Below are 9,915 nucleotides of genomic sequence, written 5' to 3'. Positions count from 1 at the left end.
GCCATCGCGAGGACCCTCGAGGTCGACCTCCATGATCTCCAGCGGCTTTCCGGCGGCGACGGCAACAGCGGCGCGCGTTTTCATCAGGCAATCCTCCCAAGACAACCCATAGAGTTTCACATTCCGGCATTGCTGCGGATGATCTCGGAGTCCAAGACCGCAACACGCTCATTCATCGCCGTATTCCCACGAAAAGGCATAGGACTAAAGCAGACACGCAAGTCCACTTGCAGGGCTTTGATAAATCTTGTGGGGTCCGCTAAGCTCATTGTGGGCACCTTGAATTCGCGCTGGTCCGGGAACAATCGGACTTTAGTGCAAGAACAGGCAGTTTTATCGATGACGAGCGCGGTGCCAGGCACTCTCGCGGCCTTTTTGTGTTTTTTTTTCCAGACCGCCGACGTTGCGGACGTGATGGCCCAGGAAGTGACGGGCAAGCAACCGATCGCAACCGACAGGCCGGAAAGAAAAATAACCGAAATCAGAATAGGTTATTTGCGGGCCTACGCGCCGCAACTGGCGCTTTCCCTGCTGGACCTGCCGCCACGCGACGAAGGTGTCGCCGGCGCCAATGTGGCGATCGGCGACAACAATACGACAGGAAAGTTCCTCAGCCAGAAATTCAGCCTCGACATAACCGAGATCAAGCCGGACGCCGACGCGGTCCAAGCCTTCAACGATCTGATTGCCAAAGGTGACCGCTATGTTGTCGCGGACCTCTCGGCCATGCAATTGCTGTCGATCGCAGACATCGCCCGCGACAAGCGCGTTCTGGTCTTCAATGTCGGTGCTACCGACGACAGCCTGCGCGAGGAAGACTGCCGCATAAATATTTTCCATATCGCGCCGACGCGAAGCATGCTGGCTGACGCGCTGGCGCAGTATCTCGTGGTAAAGAAATGGCCGAATTGGGTGCTGCTCTACGGTTCGCATGAGCAGGATCATCTCTACGCGGACGCGCTGCGCCGCGCGGCGGCCCGCTTCGGCGGTCAGATCGTCGCCGAGAAGGAGTTCAAAGACACCGGCACGGCGCGCCGCACCGACACCGGCGCCACGCAGATACAGCAGCAGATTTCCGTGTTCACGCAGGATCTGCCGGAGCATGACGTGGTGCTTGTCGCCGATGAGAGCGAGGTGTTCGGAACTTATGTGCCCTACCGCACCTGGACACCGCGGCTGGTCGCCGGCACGGCGGGCCTTGTCGCGTCCTCCTGGCATCCCGCGAGCGAGCAATGGGGCGGCATCCAGATGCAGAGCCGTTTCCTGAGGACGACCGGTCGGCGAATGCTGTCCAAGGACATGTCGGCCTGGACGGCGGTGCGGGTGGTGGGCGAAGCCAGCACGCGGACCAATGGCGACGATCCGAAGAAGATCGGCGACTACATCCGCTCGGACGATTTCTCGGTCGCCGCCTTCAAGGGACAGAAGCTGACCTTCCGCAAGTGGAACCATCAGCTTCGCCAGCCAATCCTGCTCGGCGACACCAAATCCGTCGTCTCGACATCGCCACAGGAGGGTTATCTCCACCAAATCTCCGAGCTCGATACACTCGGCGTCGATCAGCCGGAAACGAAATGCGTCCTTAAGTAGAACCAATCGGGAGGAATCTTCGTGCAGAGACGAGCTTGCGCACTCGCCATTCTCGCAACCGGCGTCATGGCCAATCCGGCGTGGGCTTACACCGTTTATGTCTCCAACGAGAAAGACAATACGATAACGGTCGTCGACACGGCGACGATGCAAGTGGTGAAGACCGTCGAAGTCGGCCAAAGGCCGCGCGGTATCACCATCTCGCATGACGGCAAGTTCATCTATTTGTGCGCCAGCGATGACGATACGATCGAAATCATCGATACCGCGACGCTGCAGATCGTGGGCACGCTGCCATCGGGCCCAGATCCCGAACTGTTCGTGCTTTCGCCCGACGGCAAGACGCTCTACGTCGCCAACGAGGACGACAATCTCGTCACCGCGATCAACATCGAGAGCAAGCAAGTCACGACCGAGATTCCCGTTGGGGTGGAGCCTGAAGGCATGGCCGTCAGCCCCGATGGCAAAACCATGGTCAACACCTCCGAAACCACCAGCATGGCGCATTTCATCGACACCGACAGCCATGAGGTGACCGACAATGTCCTAGTCGACACGCGTCCACGATTTGCGCAATTCAAGCCCGACGGATCACAGATCTGGGTCAGCGCCGAAATCGGCGGCACCGTCAGCGTCATCGACAGTTTCAAGCGCGAGGTGGTGAAGAAGATCCAGTTCGCGATTGCGGGACTGCGGCCCGAAACTATCCAGCCGGTCGGCATCGCGATCAGCGCCGACGGCAAGAAAGCCTATGTCGCGCTCGGCCCGGCGAACCACGTCGCCGTCATCAATACCGAAACCTACGAGGTGGAAAAATACATCCTGGTCGGCCAACGCGTCTGGCATCTCGACTTCACCCCCGATCAGAAGACGCTGATCACCACCAACGGCAATTCCAACGACATCACGTTCATTGACACGGCGACGGACGAGCCGGTTCAATCGGTCACGGTGGGCCAGCAGCCTTGGGGCGTGGCCATATCGCCCCACTAGACCGCAGGGATTATCAGGGAGGCCGACATGACAAATCTTTGCCGCGGGGATGTTGCAAGTGCACGAGATAACCAGCGCGCCCCCAAGGAGCCAGCGGCATGCAGCATGTGAGGACAAGCGGAGCTGGAGACGAGGTGGCGGCGCTCGACGTTGCCGGCGTCAGCCATTCCTATGGTGCGAAGCGGGCGCTCAACGATGTCTCATTCTCGATCGCGCCGGGAACTTTCACCGTTCTGCTCGGCCTCAACGGCGCCGGCAAGACAACTTTGTTTTCACTGATCAGCCATCTTTACGGCACCCGCCGCGGATCGATCCGCATCTTCGGCCATGACGTCGGCCGCGCTTCGGGCGAAGCGCTCAAGCGTGTCGGCATCGTGTTCCAGGCACGCACGCTCGACCTCGACCTCAGCGTCCACCAGAACCTCTCCTACCACGCCTCATTGCATGGCATCGGCGGACACCATGCCCGGCAGCGCATTGCCGCGCTGCTGGATACAGTCAACATGCAGGGCCGTCAGCATGACAAGGCACGCAGTCTTTCCGGCGGCCAAATGCGGCGCATCGAGATCGCGCGGGCGCTGCTCCACCGCCCTTCGCTGCTGCTGCTCGACGAGGCGACGGTCGGTCTCGACATCCAGTCGCGTGCGGGCATTCTGGCCACCATCCGCAACCTCGTCGAAACCGAGGGCATCGGCGTGCTGTGGGCGACGCATCTGATCGATGAGGTCGACGACGGCGACCATGTCGTCGTGCTGCGGCAGGGCGACCTGGTGGCCAAGGGTAAGGTGGCCGACGTCGTTGCGACGAGCGGTGCCAGTTCGATCCGCGACGCCTTTTCCAAGCTCAACCGCATCGAAACAAGCGGCATCGCGGAGATGTCGCCGTGAGCGCTCCCGCAATGCCCGCAAAAGTCGCGACCCTCACGCCGGTGAGTTTCGAACAATTTGGGCTCCGTCACTACCTCATTTGCCTCAAAGGGATCGTCGTGCGGGAGTGCCTGCGCTTCCTGCATCAGCGCGAGCGCTTCATATCCTCGCTGGTTCGGCCGCTCGTCTGGCTGTTCATCTTTGCCGCCGGATTCCGGCAGGTGCTCGGCGTATCGATCATCCCGCCCTACAAGACCTACGTGCTCTACGAGGTCTACATCACGCCGGGCCTGTGCAGCATGATTCTGCTGTTTTCGGGCATGCAGTCTTCGCTGTCGATGGTCTATGACCGCGAAATGGGCAACATGCGCACCCTGCTGGTCAGCCCCTTCCCGCGTTGGTTTTTACTGATCTCGAAGATGCTCGCCGGTGTCGCCGTGTCGATCGCGCAGGTTTACGCGTTCCTTATCGTTGCCTGGTTCTGGGGCGTCAAGGCGCCGCCGCTTTGCTATCTCACCGTACTGCCTGCGCTGTTCCTGTCAGGCATGATGCTGTGCGCGCTCGGCATGCTTTTGTCCTCGATGATCAAGCAGCTCGAAAACTTCGCTGGCATCATGAACTTCGTCATCTTTCCCGGCTATTTCGCTTCTCCGGCACTCTATCCCTTGTGGCGTATCCAGGAGGCTAGCCCCCTGCTCTACAAGATCTGCCTCGCCAATCCTTTTACTTACGCCGTCGAACTGATCCGCTTCGCCTTCTACGGCCAGGTTGAGTGGCTGTCGCTAGCCGTCGTTGCCAGCTGCACGCTGCTGTTCCTTGCCGCCGCCATCATCGCCTACGACCCTTCGCGCGGCCTGATGACCCGCAAACAGGACACGGGAGGAAATACCTGATGGCACGAATGAGCCTTGTTCGCGGCCTGGCTCTGGTTGCCATGCTCGCGCCGGGCATCAACGCCATGGCAGCCAACCCCGATCCAGACTGGCCCTGCATGCAGCGCAAGGTGCCGCAACTGTCGCTCGGCCAGATCTGGAACGGACCGGACCTTCCTTCAGCGGCGAAGGACTGGTCGAAGGACCCCACCATCTCCGCCCTGATCGAGGAAGTGGCAGCTCGCCGGATGCCGATTGCGGAAGCTCAAAAGAAGATCAGGGATTTCGCGGCTTCCTTGCCGGCAGAACAGCTTGCACCCAAAATGGCGATGCTGGTGCAAGGCATGTTCGATCACCTGGACGCCGAGCGCTCGCAGGTGATTTCGGGCATTTCCCGCTACGCCCACAAGCAGCTCGAAATGGCCGCCGCGTTGCGCAAGGAAGGGTCCGATGTCGATGCGTTGCGGGCAAAGCCGGATGCAGATCCCGAAGAGATCGATCGGCGAACCGAACAGCTGAAATTCGCAACGCGAATTTTCAATGAACGCGTCCAATCACTGACTTACGTCTGTGAAGTGCCGACGATAATCGAGCAGCGGCTTTATCAATTGTCCAAGGTCGTCTCGGAAACGCTCGGCGCGAAGAAATAGAAGCTCATTCGATCGTCGCGGCGGATATCACGAACCCCGGCCGGGTAGCACGCGCCAGCGCTGCACGAAATAACCGGGATGCGTCTCGATCCACTGAGCGACCAGCGGCTGCGCCTGCATGAAGGCGGTCCCGGGATTCATCGCCAGGCCGTCCACCATCTGTTCGCGTTGTTCACAGGTCTGCGGCACAGCCGTCAGGCAGACCATCATAACGAGCGTGTAAAGCATTGCCCCTTGTCCCCATCGAATCCCGAACCCATGCCGGGAGGTTTCCGTGTTACCCACCAGTCTGCAGGGGTCGCACATACAGATCGCTTACGGGTGTGAAGGGAGGTGGCCCCCGCTCTTTCGCGCCGCAACATAACATACCGCTAATCTAACGCCAACGACCGCAGGGCGTTCTCCAGAGCAATCGCGTCAGGTTGCGCCGCGCCAATGCGGTGCCGATGTTTCCAGCGTCGATGATTCCGATTGTTCGTCGATTTCATCAAACCGGGAGCCCGAGTTGCTTTCGCAGGCTTTTGTCGAATGCGGATGCGGGGACGAAACGGCGCAGGAAACTGACCTGGCGCGCCATTTTTCCAGCCGCATAGCGCCCCTTCGGAGCGGGATCGGTCGCAGCCGCCAAAACGGTCCTGGCCACCACTTCCGGCGCATCGCCTTTTTCCATCGCTTTGCGCACAGCTGCATTCATGCCGGCGCGCGCAGAGTCGTAGATATCGAGCAACTGATCCGGCCTGGCGAGATTTTCTTCAAATGAGGTGCGGGTATACGCGGGCTCCACCAACACGACGCGAATTCCGAAAGGACGCAGTTCGTGGTCGAGCGATTCGGAGTAGCCCTCAACGGCATGCTTGGTCGACGAATAAAGCGCGAAATAGGGAGCTGGAATGAACCCCTGCACCGAGCTCAAATTGACGATTCTGCCCTTGCCTTGGCGGCGCATTGTCGGCAACACCGCTTTGGTTACTCGCATAACGCCAAAGACGTTCACGTCAAACAGCGACTTGGCTTGGGCCACCGAGGACTCCTCCGCGCCACCAAGCAGGCCAACACCGGCATTATTGACAAGCAGGTCGATGCGCCCGGTCTCGGCCAGCACGTCCTGGACAAGTTTCGCCACGGACGTGTCATCGGTCACGTCACAGGCCAGCATGGTAACGCCATCGGATCGGTCGACGACCGCGCGACGGCTGGTTCCGAACACGCGAAAGCCCGCGTTCTGCAGGGCTTTGGCCGTTGTGTGCCCGATGCCGCTGGATGTCCCGGTCACCAGGGCGACGCCTAGATTGGTCCTGTTCATGAAGATCACATCTCTCTTCGTGTTTGCATTGCGGGGGAGAAGCGCGAAAGGTCGGAGCGAAAGGCGTCAATCATGAGCGCCTCCGGTGCTCGCGCCGGCCAGATCATCCGTCCAGCGCCGGAACAGCGCGCTGGCATTAACGCCTCCGAAGCCGAAGCCATTGGAGATTGCGTAGTCCATCGCCATCGGCCGGGCCTGGTTTGCGACGAAGTCGATCCCGTCGCCGGCCGGATCGGGAGCGCTCAGATTGAGGCTCGGCGGTGCCATCTGATCCCTGAGCGCCAGGATTGCGAAGATAGCTCCGAGCCCGCCAGCGGCTCCGAGCAGGTGTCCGGTCGCCGATTTCGTAGCACTGACAGCTATCGCGAAATCGCGCCCGAACACCCTCTTGATCGCTTCGATCTCACCCAGGTCGCCCACCGGCGTGGAGGTCGCATGGGCATTGAGATGACGAACCTCGCGGGGCGAAATCCCTGCTTGGGCGATTGCGATCTCCATGGCCCGGCGCGCACCGTCGCCGTCCTCGGGACCGGAGGTGACGTGATGAGCATCCGCCGTCGTGCCGTAGCCGACAAGCTCGGCCAGCGGTCTTGCGCCGCGCGCCAGCGCGTGGCTCAATTCCTCGATGACCAGCATGCCGGCTCCTTCGCCCATGACGAAGCCGTCCCGCGACTTGTCGAACGGTCTGGAGGCTTGAGCCGGCGCCCAATTGAAGCCGGTTGAAAGAGAGCGTGCGGCAGCAAACCCACCGAGACTGACGATATTCATGCATGCTTCCGTTCCACCGCACACGGCGATATCGGCCTCGTTTGCCCGGATGAGACGAGCCGCATCGCCGATCGCCTGGATGCCGGCCGCGCACGCCGTCACCGGTGCACCGAGCGGGCCTTTGAAGCCATGGCGGATCGAGATGTGGCCCGCCGCGAGGTTTACCAGGAAGGACGGCACCGTAAACGGCGAGAGGCGGCGGACGCCGCGCAGGTCCACCGTGCGCACCGCCTCGGTTATGGCAGGGAACCCGCCGATGCCGGACGCGATGATAATGGCCGTGCGCAAGCGATCCGCTTCCAAGACGGGCGTCCATCTTGCTTGGGCGAGTGCCTCTTCGGCAGCCGCGAGCCCGAAGATGATGAACCGGTCTACCTTGCGCTGGTCCTTCGCAGCCAGGACGGTATTCGGATCAAAGCCGGCTTCGGGGTCTTCTTCCAGGGAGGGAACCACCCCTCCGATCTTCGCCGGGAGGTCTCCCACCACATCGTCCGGAAGCCTGCGGATACCCGAGCGACCGGCCAGGAGGCGCGACCAGGACGCTTCGACATCGGCAGCAAGGGGCGTGACCGCTCCCATGCCTGTGACAACAATCCGTCGCATCTATTTTCCTATCAATTTGGGTGCGCCGCCAGCGCTGCGCACGCCGTTCAAGCACCGGCTGCTTCGCGAACCTGTTCTGTCGCCGCATCCAGAAATGCCTGCGCGAGGTCGGGGTCGTTGACGACGCGCGAAAGGAGCACCGCACCGACCATTGTCGAGAGAATGGCCATGGCCTTGTCGCCGGGCCGCTCGCCGTCGGCCTCGCCAACCCAACTACCAAACATCTCAAGATATTCCCTGATCCCGGCTTCGAACGACGCTCTCACGTCCACGCCCTGTCTGGCGGCATCCGAACCGAGCGCCACGATCGGGCAGCCGTCCATCCTTTCTTCGCGATGGTCCATGCTGAGGTAGAACGCGATCACCGCGCCAAGCGGATCCTCGGGTTTTGCCGTAATCGCGGCCGACCATCGGTGGGTGGCGCTCTCCATCGCCCGTTTGGACGCCTGCGCCGCCAGGTCCTCCTTTGACGCGAACTGCTTGTAAAAAGCGCCTTGGGTCAGCCCGGCACCCTTCATCAGATCCTTAAGGCCAATGCCGTCAAAACCGCGCTCCCGAAAAAGGCGGCTTGCCACATTGATAACGGTTTCGCGGTTTTCCGCGGCCTGGGTACGACTTACGCGCATCGTTAGCTTCCTTTTTGGATTGCATTCGTAATCTATAAATCGTATAGAGGTCGAATGCAATCTAAAAAAGGAGATATGAGATGATCCGCAAAAACCTGAGCGCATCGCTCCTGGCCGCGCTGTTTCTTGCGACCCCGGCTTTTGCCGAGGAGGCCACCATCGGACGCCCGATCGAGGGCGGCAGCCTGCACGAGGGACACCTTGACATGGTGGTCTACTACGTCCCGGTCGACGGCGACCTCTTGGAGGTCACCGCCACCTTCGCGCCGAAGACCGGGGGCGATCCGCTGCGCGTCGTAATGGGTCTCGCCGACGACGACTCCGTGGCCTTTTCCATGCCGGGTCACCAGGGCTCGCTCTACGCGTTCTCAAGGTCCGGCGAGCAGGTGACGGTCTCGACCGAGACGAACAGGCGTCTGCGAGCCGACGCGACAATGCGCTGAGCCGACGTGTAGCCGCAACCTGCGTGCTACTGGCCGTTGGCTCTCGCGTCCGCGCGGCTCGCCACACGGTGCCTCGATCACGCTATCGAATAAGTTTGGGGGCAAGCGTTTTGCCTGCACCCCGCGCCCTAACTCGCGCGACCTCCAGTGTTCGGTTCCTCGTGCGGATAGAGCTTGCCGAACAGGGGCAGGTACATCGCGCCCTTGCGCATCAGAAAATCGTGGAAGGTCGCCATCGCCGGCGAAATCGCGTGATCGCTGCGCATCACCGAAAACCATTGCCGGCGGATCGGCATGCCGACAACGTCGAGGATAACCAGCCGGCCGGCTTCGGTTTCGGCAGCGATGGTGTGGGCAGAGATGAACGCGATGCCGAGCCCGGCCATCACCGCCTGCTTGATGGTCTCGTTAGAGTCCATCTCGACGCCGAGATCGTCGATGCGGCCGGGCACGTCGCTCAGGAATATTTCCAGTGAGATGCGCGTTCCGGAGCCGGGCTCGCGAATGAGGAAATGCTCCTCGGCGATCCGCTCCTTGGAAATGTCGCGTGCCGACGCCAGCGGGTGGTCGGGCGGTGCGATGATGACCAGCGGGTGATCGCCGAAGACCGAAGCACGCACCGGGATTTCCTTGGCCGGGCGTCCCATCAGCGCGATATCGATGTCGTGGTTCTTCAGATTGTCAATCGTCTCGGCGCGGTTGCCGATGGCAAGGCGCATGTCGATATCGGGATGTTCCTTCATGAAGGCGGCCATCAGCCGCGGCGCGAAATATTTGGCCGTGGAAACGACCCCGAGCCGCAAGCTGCCGGCGCGCACGCCCTTGATCGCATCCATCTTGTCTTCGAGCAGACGAAGCCGCTCCTCGATGGCCTGTGCCGTCTCCACGAAGGCCAGACCTGCGGCAGTGGGACGCATGCCGTCCGATGTCCGGTCGAACAAGGCCAGTTGGAACTCCTCCTCCACCTGCCGCAACTGGATCGTCACCGCTGGAGGAGACAGGCCTAAGACCTTGGCCGCGCTGACGATTTTTCCGTGGCTGATGATTGCCTGAACGGTCTTGAATTGCTTAAGCGTGAGGTTTCTCATATGGCATACTAAAATTTTTTTATTGCCTTAGTAAAGTTATTGAATTTTACTTATCCAGCGTCGTTTGTTCTCTTTTCCCAATCCGGCCGACCCGAGGAGAGGCGGCTGGATCG

Annotated in this window: 11 protein-coding genes; 6 read left to right on the top strand and 5 right to left on the bottom strand. The window is 60.9% G+C overall.

The genetic code is table 11. From position 1 onward, the window contains the following. Positions 1 to 339 precede the first annotated feature (339 nt). From NKJ84_RS19170 to NKJ84_RS19150, 5 genes are all read left to right on the top strand, one after another. Positions 340 to 1,590, top strand: coding sequence for a lanthanide ABC transporter ABC transporter substrate-binding protein PedA1 (locus NKJ84_RS19170; protein ID WP_352507763.1), 1,251 nt, complete (start codon positions 340 to 342; stop codon positions 1,588 to 1,590). A 21-nt stretch (positions 1,591 to 1,611) separates the two neighbouring features. Continuing rightward, positions 1,612 to 2,583, top strand: coding sequence for a YVTN family beta-propeller repeat protein (locus NKJ84_RS19165; protein WP_352507762.1), 972 nt, complete (start codon positions 1,612 to 1,614; stop codon positions 2,581 to 2,583). Between the two features lie 98 nt (positions 2,584 to 2,681). Further along, positions 2,682 to 3,470, top strand: coding sequence for a lanthanide ABC transporter ATP-binding protein PedB/LutE (locus tag NKJ84_RS19160; protein ID WP_352507761.1), 789 nt, complete (start codon positions 2,682 to 2,684; stop codon positions 3,468 to 3,470). An 11-nt stretch (positions 3,471 to 3,481) separates the two neighbouring features. Then, positions 3,482 to 4,342: a lanthanide ABC transporter permease protein PedC gene (locus NKJ84_RS19155; RefSeq protein ID WP_352507771.1), complete on the top strand. Its 861-nt coding sequence runs from the start codon at positions 3,482 to 3,484 to the stop codon at positions 4,340 to 4,342. Then, positions 4,342 to 4,971: a hypothetical protein gene (locus tag NKJ84_RS19150; RefSeq protein ID WP_352507760.1), complete on the top strand. Its 630-nt coding sequence runs from the start codon at positions 4,342 to 4,344 to the stop codon at positions 4,969 to 4,971. The genes NKJ84_RS19155 and NKJ84_RS19150 overlap by 1 nt, the downstream gene beginning before the upstream one ends. A gap of 27 nt (positions 4,972 to 4,998) precedes the next feature. Here the strand turns inward: NKJ84_RS19150 and NKJ84_RS19145 are convergent, their stop codons facing one another. From NKJ84_RS19145 to NKJ84_RS19130, 4 genes are all read right to left on the bottom strand, one after another. Next, positions 4,999 to 5,199, bottom strand: a complete 201-nt coding sequence (locus NKJ84_RS19145; RefSeq protein ID WP_352507759.1) for a hypothetical protein — start codon at positions 5,197 to 5,199, stop codon at positions 4,999 to 5,001. Between the two features lie 259 nt (positions 5,200 to 5,458). Continuing rightward, positions 5,459 to 6,274 carry an oxidoreductase gene (locus NKJ84_RS19140; protein ID WP_352507758.1) on the bottom strand — a complete coding sequence of 272 codons (816 nt, stop codon included), beginning with the start codon at positions 6,272 to 6,274 and terminating at the stop codon, positions 5,459 to 5,461. 66 nt (positions 6,275 to 6,340) lie between these two features. Further along, positions 6,341 to 7,645 (bottom strand): beta-ketoacyl-ACP synthase II, encoded by a 1,305-nt coding sequence (gene fabF, locus NKJ84_RS19135; RefSeq protein ID WP_352507757.1) that lies wholly within the window; start codon positions 7,643 to 7,645, stop codon positions 6,341 to 6,343. Positions 7,646 to 7,692: 47 nt separating this feature from the next. Continuing rightward, complete coding sequence (locus tag NKJ84_RS19130; RefSeq protein ID WP_352507770.1) at positions 7,693 to 8,271, bottom strand: TetR/AcrR family transcriptional regulator; 579 nt, start codon at positions 8,269 to 8,271, stop codon at positions 7,693 to 7,695. Between the two features lie 80 nt (positions 8,272 to 8,351). On the opposite strand from NKJ84_RS19130, the gene NKJ84_RS19125 reads away from it, so the two are divergent. Beyond that, positions 8,352 to 8,714 carry a hypothetical protein gene (locus NKJ84_RS19125; protein ID WP_352507756.1) on the top strand — a complete coding sequence of 121 codons (363 nt, stop codon included), beginning with the start codon at positions 8,352 to 8,354 and terminating at the stop codon, positions 8,712 to 8,714. Between the two features lie 128 nt (positions 8,715 to 8,842). Here the strand turns inward: NKJ84_RS19125 and NKJ84_RS19120 are convergent, their stop codons facing one another. Further along, positions 8,843 to 9,802: a LysR family transcriptional regulator gene (locus NKJ84_RS19120; protein WP_352507755.1), complete on the bottom strand. Its 960-nt coding sequence runs from the start codon at positions 9,800 to 9,802 to the stop codon at positions 8,843 to 8,845. Between the last annotated feature and the right edge of the window lie 113 nt (positions 9,803 to 9,915).

This window comes from Mesorhizobium sp. M0048 (assembly GCF_040323405.1).
GTDB lineage: Bacteria > Pseudomonadota > Alphaproteobacteria > Rhizobiales > Rhizobiaceae > Mesorhizobium.
The sequence above is the reverse complement of the archived record's forward strand: the minus strand, read 5'-3'. Positions and strand labels throughout refer to the sequence as shown.

Bases quoted from the DNA above. Each gene is read 5' to 3' on its own strand.
- NKJ84_RS19120 (WP_352507755.1), bottom strand. From the start codon at position 9,802: ATGAGAAACCTCACGCTTAAGCAATTCAAGACCGTTCAGGCAATCATC.
- NKJ84_RS19125 (WP_352507756.1), top strand. From the start codon at position 8,352: ATGATCCGCAAAAACCTGAGCGCATCGCTCCTGGCCGCGCTGTTTCTT.
- NKJ84_RS19160 (WP_352507761.1), top strand. From the start codon at position 2,682: ATGCAGCATGTGAGGACAAGCGGAGCTGGAGACGAGGTGGCGGCGCTC.
- NKJ84_RS19155 (WP_352507771.1), top strand. From the start codon at position 3,482: ATGCCCGCAAAAGTCGCGACCCTCACGCCGGTGAGTTTCGAACAATTT.
- NKJ84_RS19145 (WP_352507759.1), bottom strand. From the start codon at position 5,199: ATGCTTTACACGCTCGTTATGATGGTCTGCCTGACGGCTGTGCCGCAG.
- NKJ84_RS19150 (WP_352507760.1), top strand. From the start codon at position 4,342: ATGGCACGAATGAGCCTTGTTCGCGGCCTGGCTCTGGTTGCCATGCTC.
- NKJ84_RS19140 (WP_352507758.1), bottom strand. From the start codon at position 6,274: ATGAACAGGACCAATCTAGGCGTCGCCCTGGTGACCGGGACATCCAGC.
- NKJ84_RS19130 (WP_352507770.1), bottom strand. From the start codon at position 8,271: ATGCGCGTAAGTCGTACCCAGGCCGCGGAAAACCGCGAAACCGTTATC.
- fabF (WP_352507757.1), bottom strand. From the start codon at position 7,645: ATGCGACGGATTGTTGTCACAGGCATGGGAGCGGTCACGCCCCTTGCT.
- NKJ84_RS19170 (WP_352507763.1), top strand. From the start codon at position 340: ATGACGAGCGCGGTGCCAGGCACTCTCGCGGCCTTTTTGTGTTTTTTT.